This is a genomic window from uncultured Pseudoramibacter sp. (assembly GCF_903789625.1).
Lineage (GTDB): Bacteria > Bacillota > Clostridia > Eubacteriales > Eubacteriaceae > Pseudoramibacter > Pseudoramibacter fermentans.
Genome location: NZ_CAIFFF010000004.1, coordinates 65,172 through 80,375, shown reverse-complemented (window position 1 = coordinate 80,375; position 15,204 = coordinate 65,172). Strand labels below are relative to the sequence as shown.

The following is a 15,204-nucleotide window of genomic DNA, read 5'->3' as shown; positions in this document are numbered from 1 at the left end:
CGATCAGACCTTGAGTTCGACGGTTTCAGTGTCGATGTGGTCACGGTTGGCGTCGAGCACCGGCTGTACTTCTCCTTCGAGGAATTCGCTGACCTGCTGCGGCGCGCGGCCGATGTACAATTCCGGATTCAAAATCGCCGGCACGTCTTCGGCCTTGATGCCGAAGGAGCCGTCGGCGACGATGCGGTCCATCAAATCGTTGGGCTTACCTTCTTCCTTCACCTGAGCGCCGGCCTGCATTGAGAGCTGACGGATCTTTTCGTGGAGGTCCTGACGGTCGCCGCCGTGCTTGACCCCTTCCATGATGATGTTTTCCGTCGCCATGAAGGGCAGTTCGTTCATAATGTGCTGGTGTATGACCTTCGGGTAGACCACGAGGCCGCTGCAGACGTTGTTGGCGATGCCGATGATCGCGTCGACGGCGAGGAAGGCTTCCGGAATGGAGATGCGCTTGTTCGCCGAGTCGTCGAGGGTGCGTTCAAACCACTGGGTCGCCTGGGTGATCGCCGGGTTCAAGCTGTCGACCATCACGTAACGGGCCAGCGAGCAGATGCGTTCACAGCGCATCGGGTTTCGTTTGTAAGCCATCGCCGACGAACCGATCTGCGATTTTTCGAAGGGTTCTTCCACTTCCTTCAGGTGCTGCAGCAGGCGGATGTCCGTCGCGAATTTGGACAAACTCTGCGCGATGCCGGAGAGTACCGCGAGAATGCGGGCGTCGAGCTTGCGCGGGTAGGTCTGGCCGGTTACAGCGAAGGTCTTGTCAAAGCCCATTTTTTCAGCGACTCTTTCGTCGAGGGCTTTGACCTTGTCGCTGTCATTTTCGAACAAATCCATGAAGCTGGCCTGGGTGCCGGTCGTGCCCTTGGCGCCGCGCAGGCGGATCGTCGAAAGCAGGTATTCCAAGTCAGCGTAATCCATCAGCAGATCCTGAATCCAGAGGGTGGCGCGCTTGCCGACGGTGGTCAGTTGGGCCGGCTGGAAGTGGGTGAAGCCGAGGGTCGGCAGCGATTTGTACGCATCGGCGAATTTTGCCATCTTCGCGATCAGGTTGACGAGGATGCGCTTGGTGTGGCGCAGCCCTTCAGTGTACTGAATGATGTCGGTGTTGTCGCCGACGTAAGCCGAGGTCGCACCCAAATGGATGATGCCCTTGGCCTTCGGGCACTGATCGCCGTAGGTGTGCACGTGGGCCATGACGTCGTGGCGCAGCTTCTTTTCGTATTTGGCCGCCAAATCGTAGTCGATGTCGTAAATCTTCGACTTCAGCTCGTCGATTTGTTCGTCGGTGATGTCGAGGCCGAGTTCCTGTTCGGTTTCGGCCAGCGCGACCCACAATTTTCGCCAAGTGGAGAATTTAAAGTCTGCCGAAAAAATCTTGCAGATTTCCGGCGAGGCGTAGCGCTCAATCAATGGATTTTCGTAAACTTCTTTGCTCATGATACACTCCTTTATTTTGCTTCGGTGCCGAAAATACGGTCGCCCGCGTCTCCAAGCCCCGGAATAATGTATTTATCCTTGTCAAGATGATCGTCGATCGCACAGCAGAAAATCGGAATGTCCGGGTAGGCGCTGCTGATGCGGGCGATGCCCTCCGGCGCTGTGATGATCGCCGCAATCACAATATCCTTGCAGCCCTTTTCCTTCAGCTTTTCAACCGTGTATTCGATCGAGCCGCCCGTCGCCAGCATCGGGTCGATAATGATGCATTTCTGGGCGCGGATATCGTTGGGGAAATTTTCGTAATAGGAAATTGGCGCGTGGGTCGTTTCGTCCCGTTTCACCCCAATGTTGAGAATCTGCACGTCGGGGTACACTTTGGTAAAGCCCGGGATCATCCCGACGCCGGCTCTGAGAATCGGCACAATGGCCATTTTCTTCGAGGTATCGATGCGCTTCTGAACGGTTTTGCGCATCGGCGTCTGAATCTCGACGTCCTTCATCGGCAGCGTCCGGCCGATTTCGTAGGCCAGAAACCCACTGATTTCCTTCACGATTTCCCGGAATTTCCGGGTATTGGTCTTCTTCATCCGAAGGACCGTCAGCCGATCGGTCACCAATGGGTTATCAATCAAATGGACATTAGCTGGAATTTCAAATGACATGGCTTCCTCCCTTGCTTAAGCAATTTTTAAACGCAGCTTTCCCTACATTATAAACCCTGAAGGCTTTAGTTTTCATCGAAAATTTCGTAAACCCGCTCGATATGCCGGGCGCGCCCCGTTCCCTCGTCGACGTCGATCAGCACGCCGTTGAGCTGCCAGGGCATCTGGCGCTCAATTTCGTAGCGCACCGGCATCTTCGTCGTCAGCTGTTCGATAATGATCTCGGCCTTGACACCGAGAATGCCGTTGAGGGGCCCAGTCATCCCCAGATCGGTGATGAAGGCCGTTCCCTTCGGCAGCACCCGGGCGTCCGCAGTCTGGACGTGCGTGTGGGTGCCAACCACGGCCGAAGCCTTACCGTCGAGGTAAAAACCCATCGCGATTTTTTCGCTCGTCGTCTCGGCGTGGAAATCGACGAGCAGGACGTCGCTGTTCGCCACAAGCTCCGGCACCACCCGTTCCGCCGCCGTAAAGGGCGAATCCAGGTTGTCCATAAAGGACTGTCCGGACATGTTCAGCACAGCAATGCGCACGCCGTCGTGGTCGTAAATGTGCGATCCCTGCCCCGGCGTCTTCGGCGGGTAATTAATCGGCCGAACGATGCGGTCATACTGGTCGATATAGTCGCGGGTTTCCCGCTGCTTCCACACGTGGTTGCCCATGGTCAGCACGTCAATCGGCGCGGCGAGCAGCTGCTTCGCGTTCTTTTCCGTTAGGCCGTTGCCGCCCGAGGCGTTTTCACCGTTGGCGACGACAAAATCGGCGCCGAGCTTCTTTCTAATCGATGGCAGATATTCCCGAACAATCTGGCGCCCTGGCCGTCCGACAATATCGCCGAGCATTAATATTTTCATGTCATTGACCTCAATGTCTTCTAAAATTCATAAAAAAAGGAAGGTGAGTAACCTTCCTTTCTGATTATTTTGCGTAATCAACAGCCCTGGTTTCTCGGATCAAATTGACTTTAACGTTTCCGGGATATTCCATTTCCGTTTCGATTTTCTTGGCAATGTCTCTAGCGAGCAGCGGCAGGCCCTTGTCGTCGACATCTTCCGGCGCGACCATCACGCGGACCTCACGGCCAGCCTGAATCGCGTAGGATTTTTCGACACCGTCGAAGGAGTTGGCGATCTTTTCCAGATCTTCGAGGCGCTGGACGTAGGAACCGAGGGTTTCTCGTCTTGCGCCGGGACGGGCCGCAGAAATCGCGTCAGCCGCCTGGATCAGCACTGCTTCGATGGTCTGCGGTTCGACGTCGTTGTGGTGGGCTTCAACCGCGTGAATCACGGCCTTGTTTTCTTTGTGCTTCTTCAGCACGTTCACGCCGATTTCGACGTGGTTGCCTTCCACTTCGTGGTCGATGGCCTTGCCGATGTCGTGGAGCAGCCCCGCGCGCTTCGCGATTTTTACGTTGGCGCCGAGCTCAGCTGCCATCATCCCGGCCAGATAAGAGACCTCAATGGAGTGCTTGAGCACGTTCTGTCCGTAGCTCGTGCGGTATTTCAAGCGTCCAAGGAGCTTGATGATTTCAGGGTGCACGTTGTGAATGCCCGTGTCAAAACAGGCCTGTTCACCCGTTTCCTTGATTTCGTTGTCCAGTTCCTTGCGGCACTTGTTGACGACTTCTTCGATGCGCGCCGGGTGGATGCGCCCGTCGACGATCAGTCGTTCCAGCGCCATCCGCGCGACTTCACGGCGGACCGGATCAAATCCGGAGAGGACAACCGCTTCCGGCGTGTCGTCGATGATCAGGTCGATTCCCGTCATCTTTTCGAGGGCGCGGATGTTCCGGCCTTCGCGGCCGATGATGCGCCCCTTCATTTCGTCGTTGGGCAGGTTAACGACCGAAATCGTCGATTCCGCGACGTGGTCAGCAGCGTAGCGCTGAATGGACTGCGCCACGATTTCGCTGGCGCGTTTGTCGGCGTTTTCCTTCGCCTCGTCCTCAATTTTCTTGTAGAGCACAGCGGCGTCGGCCCGAGCTTCCCGGCCGACCTCGTCCATCAGGGTTTCCTTGGCTTCTTCCTTGGTCATTCCCGAAACCTTTTCGAGCTCGGCAATCTTTTCATCCATCATGCCCGCCAGCTTTTTCTGCTTCTGGTCGAGTTCCCGGCTGCGGCGGTCCAGTTTTTCCCGCGTTTTGTCGAGGTTGGATGTTTTGCGGTCGAGATTTTCTTCTTTGTTCATCAGGCGCGTTTCCATTTTCTGGAGCTCGCTCCGACGATCGCGGTTTTCTTTTTCGATCGCGTCTTTAATCGACATCGCTTCTTCTTTTGCGTTGAAGAGCATTTCTTTTTTCTGATGTTCAGCGTCTTTTTTCGCGTCGTCGATGATCGCGGCAGCGCGGTCCTTGGCGGCCCCGATCTGACGGTCTGACACTGTTTTGTTTATCAGATATCCGGCAAAAAATGCAACGATGATGCAAATTGCCAGTATAATTGTCAGCATCTTTTTCACCTCCTGTTATGAATTTTTTGTAAAGATTTTTAGACATTTATCTTTTTTATTTTACCCTTAATAGACACGAACGTCAACAAATTGAGAGCCGATTCTTCATGAGATTTAAACCATTACAGATGACCTTAATTTTTATTTTTGTTAGGGAACACTTCATTGACGCTTAACCGTATTGTAATTTTCTGTTAATCTGATACAATATGAAAACAGATTTTGAAAAAACATAATTTTGAAAGAAGATGTAAATTTTGAAAACACTATTTGCAAAATACTGCCACAACGATCATGCTCTGGGCATCTTTTTCATCGTTTGTTCTGCTTTCTGTTTTTCGCTGATGAGCCTGTTCATCAAACAGGCCGGCCATCTTCCGACCTTCGAGAAGGCGCTGTTTAGAAATCTCGTCGCCCTCATCGTCGCGACGATCATGCTGGCCAGAACCGAGGAAGGCTTTCGGGTGAAAAAAGGCAGCGGTTTCGGCCTGCTCATGCGCGCGCTCTGCGGCACGCTTGGGCTGCTCTGCAATTTCTACGCCATCGACCGTCTCGGTCTGGCGGACGCCAACATCCTGAACAAAATGGCGCCTTTTTTCGCGATGATCGTCTCGGCCTTCATCATCGGGGAAAAGCCCAACCACATCGAAGTGCTCTGTGTCATCCTCGCCTTCGTCGGCGCCGTCTTCGTCATCAAGCCCTCCGCCGGCTTTGCGGCGAGCTTCCCAGCCTTCATGGGCCTGCTCGGCGGTCTCGGCGCCGGCACCGCTTACGCCTTTGTGCGCAAGCTCGGCCTTCAGGGGGAACGTGGCCCGGTGATCGTCTTCGCCTTCTCGCTGTTTTCAGTGCTGCTCTGTCTGCCCTTCACGATTCTCCATTTCAAACCGATGACGGCTCGTCAGTTTCTCTGCCTGATCGTCGGCGGAACGGCGGCAGCCGGCGGCCAGCTCACGGTCACCGCAGCGTACACCCACGCACCGGCGATGGAAATTTCTGTCTTTGACTACACCCAGGTGCTGTTCGCGACGATGTGGGGGCTGTTCTTCTTTGGCGAAATCCCCGACGTCTGGAGCTTCGTCGGCTACGCCTTCATCATCGGCACGGCGCTGTTCAAATGGTATTACAACCTGCATTTAAAAAAGGCTTAACGTCATGAACCAACTGATCGCCTTTTATCACCTGACCGCCGCCTCCGGGCCGTGGTGGCAGGCGGCGCTGATCAACACGCTGCTGGTGCCGCTCTTTATCGCGGTGCTCGGGCTCGGGATCCGGCTCATCTGCCAGACGCTGATCTGGCTTTTGAGCTTGATCGTTCGTCCCACCGCCGCGTTGATTTTTGCCAATTACCTGACTTATCCCGGCGTCGTCCACCACGAATTGGCCCACGCGCTTTTGGCATGGCTGCTCGGCGCCAAGGTCCAGCGCATCACGCTGAAGCCCACGCCGGGCGCCCTCGGCTCCGTCAATTTCCTGCCCCGGGGCGGACGCGTCCGCCAGTCCCTGCAGCTGACGCTGTCTTCCATCGCGCCGGTGCTCCTCGGCATCGTCACCCTCTACTTGATCGGCCGCTACCTCTGGCCGGTCTGCACCATGATCGGGCTCCGCGTCCTCGTCGGCTACCTGGCCCTCAGCATTTTCCTGCACATGGACTTAAGCGGACAGGACATCCGAGTGGCGCTCAACGGCCTGCCTGTGTGCTTAATGATTTTGTTTATTATTTTTGCTTTTTGGCGCGTCGATTTAATTGACGGCCTGCACTTCGTATTGATTCACGCCTGGCAGTAATGCCCGGCGTTTTTTTGTACGCAATGATTTACTTTACGCGTCCAGCGCGTGGGTCTCGACGGTAAATTTGCGGACGAACAATTTGTCGCCGCCGAACTCCCGTTCGTCGTCGGGCTCATCCGCCGGGATGCCAGCCCGTTCCTTGGCCTTGGCCACGGCCTGTTCCGCCGATGCAAAGCTCCCGTCTGGCATGACAAAGCTGGTCCTGAGTCCCTTTTCGACTACGACGCCTTCTTTTTTCGGATCGATTTCAGAGAGCGCCCACACGTCCTCGACGTCCATCACAATGTCGACTTTCGCCGTGATCTGATTGAGCTCTTCCGTTTCGATCTGCAGAAACCGCGGATCTTCGGACGCCGCCGCGATCGCCGTTTTCACAATTTCCCGGGAAATATCCAGCGCTGTCGGCCGAAAGCCACCGGCCCAGCCCCGAACCTCACCGCTCTTGTAAAGCGTGACGAAGACGCCTGACGCCTCGACCGAATCGGTCATCCGCGCCACGTCGTCGGGATAATCTGCTTTGTACTTTTCGAGGAAAAGTTCCGAATCGAGCTGAGCGTTTTCCCGAACCCATTTTTCGACAGCGGCCATCGCAAGCCCGACGTAGGGATCTGCGCCGCTGAGTACCTTTCGGTGCGCCGCCGTGCGTTTCCGATCGATCTGTGCGAGCAGACTTTCGTAGGTCGGGTCGTCCCGGTCTAAATCGTAATCGAGGCGGCCGACACCGGTCAGCCCTTCTTTTCCCAAATCGTGCCACCTCGTGTAAATGCCGTCGGTCGCGCCAGCGGCCATGATATCCGCAGCCAAATCACCGCTTTCCGCCGGCTTTTCCAAAAGGGCCATCAGACCAGCTGTATCTTGACCTTCGAGCGCCTCTAAAAATCCGCCGGCCTGCCGCTGGTCAGCCGCCACAGCGATCATCACATCCCGGTCGCCCGACTCGATGGCCTGGCGCAGAATCCGCCCGGCTCGGTACAGCGTCGTATGGTCGACGCCGCCGACATTGACCACCACGCTTTCGTGATCGGGATAGACCCGGTCAATTGCCGTCACCGCCGCGTTGAGAGGCTGGGGAATCACCGGCGTGATGGCGTAGCGTTCGGCCTCGGTGTCGTTGATGAACACCGCGTCGACGCCCGACTCGTTGAGCCGGTCGTGAAAATCGTTCATCAGATTGAGGTCACCCGTCATCTGAAGCCAGCGGTCGCCGCACTTGCCCATCAGCCCCGGCTGGTAGAGCACCGCCAGCGCGTCAGTAAAGCTCGGTTCACCCTGGCTGAGGTAGACGATCGTCTTCGGCGCCGTCTTGGCAACGCTCAGCGCCAAATCGCGGACCGCCCGATCCCACTCTGGATGGGTGTCTGCCAATTCTGCAATGTCCGAATTTTTAAACCGTGGAAAAAATGCAATGCCTTTTAAATACATGTTGTTCCGCCTTTTCTGATTTTTATATTTTTCAAAGTATTCTATGGTAGTATATTATTTAAATAATTGCAATATCCAATTTTTGAGAAAGGAACCTCAAAATGTCTGAAAAATTAACCCATTATTACTGCGCGCAGCATCTCGCGCACGAGCTCGATGCCCAGTCGCCCCTCGGGATCGCAGTCGATTCCCATCCCGACGCCTTTTACCTCGGCGCGGAAGGGCCGGATTTCTTCTTTTTTGATTTGATCCCCTCGCCGGGGCACCCTTCCCATATGAAATACGGCAGTCTGATTCACAGCCACGACATCGACGCCTTTTTCCATCAGGGTTTATTTTACACCCTGAAGCTTCAGGATCCCTTTGAACGGGACACCTGCCTCGCTTATTTGATGGGCTTCTCGGTTCATCACGAGCTCGACGGCAAAACCCACCCGTTTATCTATTACCACACCGGCCAGTACCAGCACGACAAGGCCACGCGGGTCTTCGCCTACATCCACACCTACTACGAGGTGCTTCTGGATACGGCCTATCTGCAGTACGAACGGGGTGAGCTTGCGACAGACTTCAACTTCAAACGGCTGTTCCGCATTTCCAACGAGGAAGCCAAAATTATTGGCCGCTTAATGGAAAATATCTTCACTGTCGTGTTCGACAAGCCCCTCGACGTCTTCGATTTCATGCGGGCGGTCAAGGCGGCCCACGCCGTCGCCGGCATGACCAGCGACCCGACAAACCGCAAGCGCAACGTCCTGCGTCACATCGAAAAGCTGGCGCATCAGGAACTGCTCGTCAGCCGGGAATTCTACCCGCCCTACACCAACGAGCCCGTCGTCTTGAACATGGACCACCACGCCTGGCAGCATCCGGTCACCGGCGAAACCTCGACGGCGTCCTACACCGACCTCTTTAACGAAGCGGTCGAACGGTCGAAGGCCGACGCGGATTTCATCGCCGCCGCCCTCGACGATCCTGACACCCTGACGCGGGAAGGCGTCCACGCTGTCTACGGCAACCGGTCTTACCTGACCGACCTCGATTTAGACCGCGACCAGACGATGACCCATTTCGACATCATCTTCCTCAAACACCCGTCCCTTTTAAAAGGTTTTTAAGTGAAGGCCTTGTAAGAAAAAATCACAAAAAGAAAAGCGTCTCATTTGATTTTAACCAAACCAAATGGGACGTTTTTTTATTGATCATTTTCAAAGGCTTCGTCGTCGGCCAGGAGCACGAGCATATCGTCTTCTGTCAGCTTGATGTGGCGCAGCGCCGCGCGGCCCGCCCGTTCGGAGTCGTGATTTTCGATGCCCGCGATGATTTCGTTGTGCTGGCCCGGCAGCGGCTTTTTCATCGCGATCCGTCTGACGTATTCGACGCGGAAACGGAGCATCTGCTCGCGAAGGGTGTGAATCATATTTTGAAGGCGCGTGTTGCCTGAGGACTGATAAAAGGCCTCGTGGAACAAAATATCGTTGTCAATAATGCCAGGACCGTCATTTTTTTCAACGCAGTCCTCGAATTTCTGGTTGCTGCGCTTCATTTTGTCGAGATCCGCTTCGGTAGCCCGCTGCGCGGCGAGCTCAGCCACGAGCGCTTCGAGGGCGCCGCGGATTTCCATCATCTCCCGCAGGTCCGTAATCGACATCGGCGTGACGTAGGCGCCCTTGCGCGGGACCATCTTGACCAGTCCTTCGAGCTCCAGCTTCCGAATCGATTCCCGCACCGGCGTCCGGGAGACGCCGAGCTCATTGGCGAGCTTGACTTCCATCAGCCGTTCCCCGGGTTTTAAATCACCGTGAACGATCGCGCTGCGGATCGTTTCGAAGACCACTTCCCGCAGTGGTTTGCAGGAATTTGTATCCATTTTAAGTGTCGTATGTTTTTTTGATGTTGCTTCCATATCTGCCTTATTTTCTTCTCTTTAACATTCAAATTCCAGCGGTAAATACAATATTCTGACCGGTTTCAAAAGCGGGGGCGGCCTGACGGGCAGCCTCGGCAGTTTTAAAGTAGCCGATCATCGTCGATCCACTGCCGCTCATTCTGGCCATCCAGGCGCCGGCGCTCCGCATCTTTTCCCCGATGGCCACCACCTCTGGGTATTTTTTGAAAACGACCTTTTCGAAATTGTTGGCGCACTCATCCGCCATAGCCCCAAAATCACCGGACGCAATCGCCGCGAGCAGCGCGCGGTCGTCAAAGGGCACGTGCTGCTGGGCGCGGTCCATCGCCGCAAAGGCCGCAGGCGTCGCCACAGGAATCGGCGGCTTGACGCCGAGGACGCCAAAGGACGGAAACGAAGCGATCGGCGCGATCTGTTCGCCGATGCCCGTGACCACGGCCGGTGTGTTGAACAGACAATAGGGCACGTCCGCGCCGATTTTGACGGCGATCTGGATCATCTCGTCCAGACTCAAGGACAAATGCCACAATTGGTTGAGCCCGCGGATGACCGCCGCGGCGTCGGCCGAGCCGCCGGCCAGCCCCGCCTGCATCGGAATATGTTTAGACAGCTGAATCGCCGCGCCAGCGCCCACGCCGCAGGTGCGCTGCATCAATTCCGCTGTCTTGACGATCAAATTGTCGGGCCCTGTGGGCACGTTCGGATTGCCGCAGACAAGGGTTGTCGCCGGCGCCGCCTCAAAGGTCAATGTGTCGGCCAGCGTCTTCGCTGAGACGTTGACCATATGCATCAAATGGTAGCCGTCCTCTCGGCGGCCTGTGATGTGCAGGGACATATTGATTTTTGCTGGCGCTTGTTCTCGAATCATACGCTTTTCAACCTTTTCTGAATAATACTGTATACAATTATAGCATTTTAAAAAAAGATTACAAGAATTCTTTTGAGGGCGTTCACACACCCTTTACACTTTCTTTTCAGCCCCGTATCCTTTATAATAAGATTAAGTTATATCATTTATTAACCTAAGGAGATTATCGTGAGTATTTTCTTCCAAAACGATTGGGAAAAGCCGCTGAAGCACGAATTTGCGCAGGATTATTACCAAAATCTGCGCCAGTTTCTGATTCACGAATACAAAACTCGGCGGATTTATCCCAACCCCTACGACATTTTTAACGCCTTCCACTACACGGCGTTTGCGGACACCAAGGTGTGCATCATCGGGCAGGACCCGTACCACGGGCCGCACCAGGCCCACGGGCTCTGTTTTTCCGTTCAGCCCGACGTAGCCATTCCGCCGTCGCTGAGAAACATCTACAAGGAGCTTCACGACGATTTGGGCTGCCCGATTCCCAATCACGGCTGTCTCGTGAATTGGACGAAGGAAGGTGTACTGCTGCTCAACTCGGTGCTGACGGTTCGGGCCGGTCAGCCGGCTTCCCACCGCGGCAAGGGCTGGGAAATTTTCACCGACCACGTCATCGAGATGCTTAACGCCCGGGAAAAGCCAGTGGTCTTCATCCTCTGGGGCGCTTTTGCCCAGTCGAAGATCCCGATGATCACCAACCCCCAGCACATGATTATCAAATCTTCCCACCCGAGCCCGCTCTCTGCAAACCGCGGCTTTTTCGGCAGCCGCCCTTTCTCCAGGACCAACGCCTTTCTAACTCAGGTAGGGCTCGAGCCGGTCAATTGGGAAATTCCGCCGATTGAGGACACCAAGGCCGCCGCAGAATACCTGCGCGCTCACCACCCCGGCCTTTTCGGGAAAAAAGCAGAGGCACAGTCGTCATGACCGCGGTCGAACTCAACATCCTCTGGGCCATCCACCGCGCGCTGTCCTGCCCCGCCCTCGATACCTTTTTTAAGGGGCTCACCCTGCTCGCCAACGGCGGGCGCGTCTGGATCGCCCTCTGTGTGGTGCTGATCCTCTACCCGAAAACGCGAAGAGCCGGCGTCCAAATCGCATTGGCGCTGGCCCTCACGTCCCTTGTCGTCAACCTCGGCATCAAACCCCTGGTCGGACGGACCCGGCCCTACACTGCGGCTCACTTCACGACGATCGTCCCCCACCCCAGCGGGACGTCTTTCCCCTCAGGGCACACCGCCGCGGCATTTGCAACCGCGTGGGCGTTCTTCCTCTGCTTCAAGAAGGCTCACCCCGGATGGTGTGCGTGGGTACTGGTCCTCGCGGGGCTGGTCGGCTTCTCCCGGCTCTATCTATTCGTCCACTACCCGACAGACGTGCTCGCCGGCGCAGGCATCGGCATCGTGATCGCGGCGATTATCTACCGCCTTTTCGTCCGCTCGAACGCCCAGCCGGATACAGGCCGCAAAATTGATCTGCACTGACTGCACTATTTAAATCTATAACCGATTCACCTTTTTGGAGGCCGTTATGAAAATTGAAAAGCGACAAAAACTGGCCGGGCTGATCAGCGTGCTGCTGATGCTGATCAACCTGATCCGCCATTTTCTCTTTCTGGGCCACGCCATTTCGTACCGCGCCCTCTGGGGAACCATGGTCACCAATCTGCCGTCCACCACCGTCGGCGAATGGATTTACGTCGTCTTTTGGGTGATCGCCATCGCCATGACAGTCCAGATGGCCAGGCGGCCTTTCTTGAAACGGCACCGGCGCCGCCTGACCCTCTCCCCGCCGTCGACAGGGCTGTGGATCGGCAATATTCTCGCCGCCGTTCTGGTTTTTCTAAGCGCTGTCGCCTGCTCACGCAGCGACGTCCTGTCCGTCCGCATCGGCTGCGGCCTCATGATGTGGTTCAATTTTCTCGTCGAGGTTTATTTCCTCTACATCAGCGTGCTCAGAAAAAAGAAAGGAGAAAAAATCCTTCGAAAACGCCGACAGCATCGTTGAAACGCGTTTCACTCCCTTGAAATCTGCGGGCCTTGCGCTATAATTAATGACGATAAGATTTAAATACAGAATGGAATGAATTGGAGGAATATGATGTCTACAGGTATACTTATTGTTTCGCACAGCGAAAAGCTCGCACAGGGCCTTGTCGATTTGGTCAGCGAAATGGGAAATGAAAATGTCATCATCCGTCAAGCCGGCGGTACATCGGACGGACGTCTCGGCACCGACGCGGTTCGCATTCAAGAAGCCCTCGAAAGCAGTGATTTTGAAAACTGTAAATCGATTTTGATTTACTGCGATCTCGGCAGCTCAATCATCAGCTCCGAAATGGCGATCGATATGATCGACGACGACGCCCTGACGGAAAAAATTCACCTGGTGGACTGTCCTCTCGTCGAAGGTGCCTTCACCGGTGTGGTTCAGGCTTCAGTGACCGACGATGTCGACGAAATCATCGACGTCTCCAAAAAGGCACGGGACATGCATAAAGGCGACGAAGCGTAATTCCCAACAACAAAAAAGGATCAGGATCTCAGCCTGGAGCTGAGAGCTGATCCTTTTTTATTTTTGCAAAAAGCAATTGCCGACAATAAAAAAGCGATCGGCCTATCCGATCGCGTTCATCTCATTTGAATTGCAAATGGCGGAGAGGGAGGGATTCGAACCCTCGATACGTTTATATACGTATACACGCTTTCCAGGCGTGCTCCTTCAACCAGCTCAGACACCTCTCCATCTGTACTGCTCTACGAGCGATTTATTATTCATTTTTGAGACGAATAATATTATATCTAAAGATTTTTATTTTGTCAAGAAAAATTTAACATAAAATCAATCTCTTTGTGTTATGCTTGTACAAATTTCAAGGAAAGGAGCGTCAAAGATGTGGTCTGTTTTTAACACCCTGTCGAGTCTTAAGACCTTTCTGTGCGGATTTGGTGTCTGGACGCCTTTGGCTTTCCTGATCCTGCAGATCGTTCAAGTCGTGGTCGCGCCCATCCCTGGCGGCCCGCTGACCATGCTCGGCGGCATGCTTTTCGGCTGGTGGCAGGGCTTTCTTTTGAGCGCTTTTGGAGAGATTTTCGGCTCGTGCATGGGCTTTTTGATTACACGAAGGGTCGGAGAAGCTTTTGTGAAACGGTTCGACAAAAAAGACTGGTCGAAAAAGCTTTTAAATCTCAACGAAGACAAGCTCGGCACGATCCTCTTCATCGTCTTTATTCTGCCAGGCTTTCCCGACGATATCGCCTGCCTCGCGGCGGGCCTGACACCGATGCCCTTCCCGAAACTTTTGAAGCTCTGCCTGCTCGGACGGCTGCCCGGCTTCCTGCTCAATTCGCTGATCGGCGCCGGCATCATGCTGGACAATCACCTCTTGACCCTCGTCATCCTCGCGGCTTACCTCGCCATCGTGCTCCTCGCCTACCTGCTCTTTCACGGCCGCGCCAAACGGCTCATCGTGCGCCATCAACAAAAGCCTAACAAATGAGGATTTTTCTGTTATACTATAAAGGCAAATTCAAACAGAAAGAGATGACGCCATGAACCATAAAATCGCCCGGTGGTTCTTTTATTTCCTCGGGCTGTTAATCCTGTCCCTCGGCATCGTGCTCAACACAAAATCCCAATTTGGCGTGACGCCGATCATATCTCTAGCCTATTGCTATTCGACGATTAAACACCTGAATTTCGGCAATACGTCCTTCGTGCTCTACTGCATCCTCGCCGTGATCGAATACGTTGTCAAGGGCCGAAATTTCAAGCTCTACGACCTGCTGCAGATTCCGCTGTCGATCATCCTGACCCGGTTCTTTAACCTGTTCGGTGCGGTGCTGCCGGATGTGACCTCGATTCCGGCGCGGATCATCTGCTTGATTCTCGGCATCGCTCTGACTGGCGTCGGCGCGGCGATGAACGTCAACACCCGGCTGGTCCCCAACCCCGGAGACGGCATTGTCCAGGCCTTTGCCGACCGGCTGCACCAGCGCCTCGGCAACGTCAAAAACGTGTTCGATCTCGTCTGCGTCGCCCTGACCTGCCTCATGTCCTACCTAATGACCGGCGGCATCGTCGGCATCGGCGTCGGCACCGTCGCCGCGATGATCGGCGTCGGCCGGTTCATGTGGCTGTACAATCAGTTTTTCAAGGCCCCTCAACTCGCCGCCACGGGCCTCTCAGAATAAGATAATATAAAACAGAAAGGAGCGCCATTTAAGCCAATGAAAATCATTGTCGACTACGACACGACGCCGCGGGACCAGCGCAAAATCTGTGAAACCCTCTCGAAGGAATGTCAGATCCCGACGGAGGGCATCAGCGGTCTCTCGTCGGACGACGACCACTACAAGGAAGACCGCAGGGCGCAGATCGCCGAAATTTTAACCCTGGAGGATATTGTCGTCACCGACGACCTTGAGCTCGCCCAAGATCTGATCGAAAACGCTTTGGCCGTCGTCAGTCCCGAAGGCATCGTCATCACCCAAGCCAACATCAACAACCTGCTCTACGAACGCTACCTCAGAGAAAAGAACCCGCCGAAGGCACTGAGCCGCGAAGCCGCCGCCAGACGCCATCACGACGAAATCGACCGCTTCACGACGATTCTGCTCGATCTGATCGCGCCCCTGGACACCACCTATTACGAATGACAAATC

17 protein-coding genes and 1 tRNA gene are annotated in these 15,204 nt (G+C 54.9%); 10 read left to right on the top strand and 8 right to left on the bottom strand.

Going from position 1 to position 15,204, the window contains the following annotated elements:
- Positions 1 to 3: 3 nt before the first annotated feature.
- From purB to rny, 4 genes are all read right to left on the bottom strand, one after another.
- The gene (gene purB / locus QZX60_RS03690) at positions 4 to 1,440 is read right to left on the bottom strand and encodes an adenylosuccinate lyase (protein ID WP_295361545.1); all 1,437 of its coding nucleotides are present in this window, start codon (positions 1,438 to 1,440) and stop codon (positions 4 to 6) included.
- An 11-nt stretch (positions 1,441 to 1,451) separates the two neighbouring features.
- Entirely contained in the window at positions 1,452 to 2,105 is a 654-nt protein-coding gene (gene upp / locus QZX60_RS03685; RefSeq protein WP_295361543.1) for a uracil phosphoribosyltransferase, read from the bottom strand.
- Between the two features lie 65 nt (positions 2,106 to 2,170).
- A complete protein-coding gene (locus tag QZX60_RS03680; protein ID WP_295361541.1) occupies positions 2,171 to 2,959 on the bottom strand; it encodes a TIGR00282 family metallophosphoesterase in 789 nt (262 codons plus the stop codon).
- 64 nt (positions 2,960 to 3,023) lie between these two features.
- Positions 3,024 to 4,553: a ribonuclease Y gene (gene rny / locus QZX60_RS03675; protein ID WP_295361539.1), complete on the bottom strand. Its 1,530-nt coding sequence runs from the start codon at positions 4,551 to 4,553 to the stop codon at positions 3,024 to 3,026.
- A gap of 257 nt (positions 4,554 to 4,810) precedes the next feature.
- Here rny and QZX60_RS03670 point away from each other — a divergent pair, with 257 nt between their 5' ends.
- Together QZX60_RS03670 and QZX60_RS03665 are read left to right on the top strand one after the other, a co-directional pair.
- On the top strand, positions 4,811 to 5,701 hold the full coding sequence (locus tag QZX60_RS03670; protein WP_295361537.1) for a DMT family transporter: 891 nt from the start codon (positions 4,811 to 4,813) through the stop codon (positions 5,699 to 5,701).
- A gap of 4 nt (positions 5,702 to 5,705) precedes the next feature.
- Complete coding sequence (locus QZX60_RS03665) at positions 5,706 to 6,338, top strand: hypothetical protein (RefSeq protein ID WP_295361535.1); 633 nt, start codon at positions 5,706 to 5,708, stop codon at positions 6,336 to 6,338.
- A 33-nt stretch (positions 6,339 to 6,371) separates the two neighbouring features.
- Here the strand turns inward: QZX60_RS03665 and QZX60_RS03660 are convergent, their stop codons facing one another.
- Positions 6,372 to 7,763, bottom strand: coding sequence for an AMMECR1 domain-containing protein (locus QZX60_RS03660; protein WP_295361533.1), 1,392 nt, complete (start codon positions 7,761 to 7,763; stop codon positions 6,372 to 6,374).
- Between the two features lie 101 nt (positions 7,764 to 7,864).
- Here QZX60_RS03660 and QZX60_RS03655 point away from each other — a divergent pair, with 101 nt between their 5' ends.
- The gene (locus tag QZX60_RS03655) at positions 7,865 to 8,881 is read left to right on the top strand and encodes a zinc dependent phospholipase C family protein (protein WP_295361531.1); all 1,017 of its coding nucleotides are present in this window, start codon (positions 7,865 to 7,867) and stop codon (positions 8,879 to 8,881) included.
- A 77-nt stretch (positions 8,882 to 8,958) separates the two neighbouring features.
- On the opposite strand, the gene QZX60_RS03650 is transcribed toward QZX60_RS03655, so the two are convergent.
- Both QZX60_RS03650 and QZX60_RS03645 read right to left on the bottom strand, forming a co-directional pair.
- Entirely contained in the window at positions 8,959 to 9,669 is a 711-nt protein-coding gene (locus QZX60_RS03650; RefSeq protein WP_295361529.1) for a GntR family transcriptional regulator, read from the bottom strand.
- Between the two features lie 28 nt (positions 9,670 to 9,697).
- Positions 9,698 to 10,630 (bottom strand): 4-(cytidine 5'-diphospho)-2-C-methyl-D-erythritol kinase, encoded by a 933-nt coding sequence (locus tag QZX60_RS03645; protein WP_295361527.1) that lies wholly within the window; start codon positions 10,628 to 10,630, stop codon positions 9,698 to 9,700.
- Between the two features lie 78 nt (positions 10,631 to 10,708).
- On the opposite strand from QZX60_RS03645, the gene QZX60_RS03640 reads away from it, so the two are divergent.
- The 4 genes from QZX60_RS03640 to dhaM all read left to right on the top strand — a co-directional run bounded on the left by QZX60_RS03640 (position 10,709) and on the right by dhaM (position 13,054).
- Positions 10,709 to 11,467 carry a uracil-DNA glycosylase gene (locus tag QZX60_RS03640; RefSeq protein ID WP_295361526.1) on the top strand — a complete coding sequence of 253 codons (759 nt, stop codon included), beginning with the start codon at positions 10,709 to 10,711 and terminating at the stop codon, positions 11,465 to 11,467.
- Positions 11,464 to 12,024, top strand: a complete 561-nt coding sequence (locus tag QZX60_RS03635; protein WP_295361524.1) for a phosphatase PAP2 family protein — start codon at positions 11,464 to 11,466, stop codon at positions 12,022 to 12,024. Before QZX60_RS03640 ends, QZX60_RS03635 begins: the two co-directional genes overlap by 4 nt.
- 46 nt (positions 12,025 to 12,070) lie before the next feature.
- The gene (locus QZX60_RS03630; protein WP_295361523.1) at positions 12,071 to 12,547 is read left to right on the top strand and encodes a hypothetical protein; all 477 of its coding nucleotides are present in this window, start codon (positions 12,071 to 12,073) and stop codon (positions 12,545 to 12,547) included.
- Between the two features lie 93 nt (positions 12,548 to 12,640).
- Positions 12,641 to 13,054 carry a dihydroxyacetone kinase phosphoryl donor subunit DhaM gene (gene dhaM / locus QZX60_RS03625; RefSeq protein ID WP_295361521.1) on the top strand — a complete coding sequence of 138 codons (414 nt, stop codon included), beginning with the start codon at positions 12,641 to 12,643 and terminating at the stop codon, positions 13,052 to 13,054.
- A 137-nt stretch (positions 13,055 to 13,191) separates the two neighbouring features.
- Here dhaM and QZX60_RS03620 read toward each other — a convergent pair.
- A tRNA-Ser gene (locus tag QZX60_RS03620) sits at positions 13,192 to 13,284 on the bottom strand.
- Positions 13,285 to 13,433: 149 nt separating this feature from the next.
- Here QZX60_RS03620 and QZX60_RS03615 point away from each other — a divergent pair.
- Genes QZX60_RS03615 through QZX60_RS03605 form a run of 3 tightly spaced genes read left to right on the top strand, consistent with a single transcriptional unit; the run spans position 13,434 to position 15,198 of the window.
- A complete protein-coding gene (locus QZX60_RS03615) occupies positions 13,434 to 14,039 on the top strand; it encodes a TVP38/TMEM64 family protein (protein ID WP_295361520.1) in 606 nt (201 codons plus the stop codon).
- 52 nt (positions 14,040 to 14,091) lie between these two features.
- A complete protein-coding gene (locus QZX60_RS03610) occupies positions 14,092 to 14,733 on the top strand; it encodes a DUF6198 family protein (RefSeq protein WP_295361518.1) in 642 nt (213 codons plus the stop codon).
- Between the two features lie 36 nt (positions 14,734 to 14,769).
- Positions 14,770 to 15,198 carry a DUF188 domain-containing protein gene (locus QZX60_RS03605; protein ID WP_295361516.1) on the top strand — a complete coding sequence of 143 codons (429 nt, stop codon included), beginning with the start codon at positions 14,770 to 14,772 and terminating at the stop codon, positions 15,196 to 15,198.
- The last annotated feature ends 6 nt before the right edge of the window (positions 15,199 to 15,204 follow it).

Bases quoted from the DNA above. Each gene is read 5' to 3' on its own strand.
- QZX60_RS03680 (WP_295361541.1), bottom strand. From the start codon at position 2,959: ATGAAAATATTAATGCTCGGCGATATTGTCGGACGGCCAGGGCGCCAG.
- QZX60_RS03630 (WP_295361523.1), top strand. From the start codon at position 12,071: ATGAAAATTGAAAAGCGACAAAAACTGGCCGGGCTGATCAGCGTGCTG.
- QZX60_RS03610 (WP_295361518.1), top strand. From the start codon at position 14,092: ATGAACCATAAAATCGCCCGGTGGTTCTTTTATTTCCTCGGGCTGTTA.
- QZX60_RS03655 (WP_295361531.1), top strand. From the start codon at position 7,865: ATGTCTGAAAAATTAACCCATTATTACTGCGCGCAGCATCTCGCGCAC.
- QZX60_RS03605 (WP_295361516.1), top strand. From the start codon at position 14,770: ATGAAAATCATTGTCGACTACGACACGACGCCGCGGGACCAGCGCAAA.
- QZX60_RS03650 (WP_295361529.1), bottom strand. From the start codon at position 9,669: ATGGAAGCAACATCAAAAAAACATACGACACTTAAAATGGATACAAAT.
- QZX60_RS03615 (WP_295361520.1), top strand. From the start codon at position 13,434: ATGTGGTCTGTTTTTAACACCCTGTCGAGTCTTAAGACCTTTCTGTGC.
- QZX60_RS03665 (WP_295361535.1), top strand. From the start codon at position 5,706: ATGAACCAACTGATCGCCTTTTATCACCTGACCGCCGCCTCCGGGCCG.
- rny (WP_295361539.1), bottom strand. From the start codon at position 4,553: ATGCTGACAATTATACTGGCAATTTGCATCATCGTTGCATTTTTTGCC.
- purB (WP_295361545.1), bottom strand. From the start codon at position 1,440: ATGAGCAAAGAAGTTTACGAAAATCCATTGATTGAGCGCTACGCCTCG.
- QZX60_RS03635 (WP_295361524.1), top strand. From the start codon at position 11,464: ATGACCGCGGTCGAACTCAACATCCTCTGGGCCATCCACCGCGCGCTG.
- QZX60_RS03660 (WP_295361533.1), bottom strand. From the start codon at position 7,763: ATGTATTTAAAAGGCATTGCATTTTTTCCACGGTTTAAAAATTCGGAC.
- upp (WP_295361543.1), bottom strand. From the start codon at position 2,105: ATGTCATTTGAAATTCCAGCTAATGTCCATTTGATTGATAACCCATTG.
- dhaM (WP_295361521.1), top strand. From the start codon at position 12,641: ATGTCTACAGGTATACTTATTGTTTCGCACAGCGAAAAGCTCGCACAG.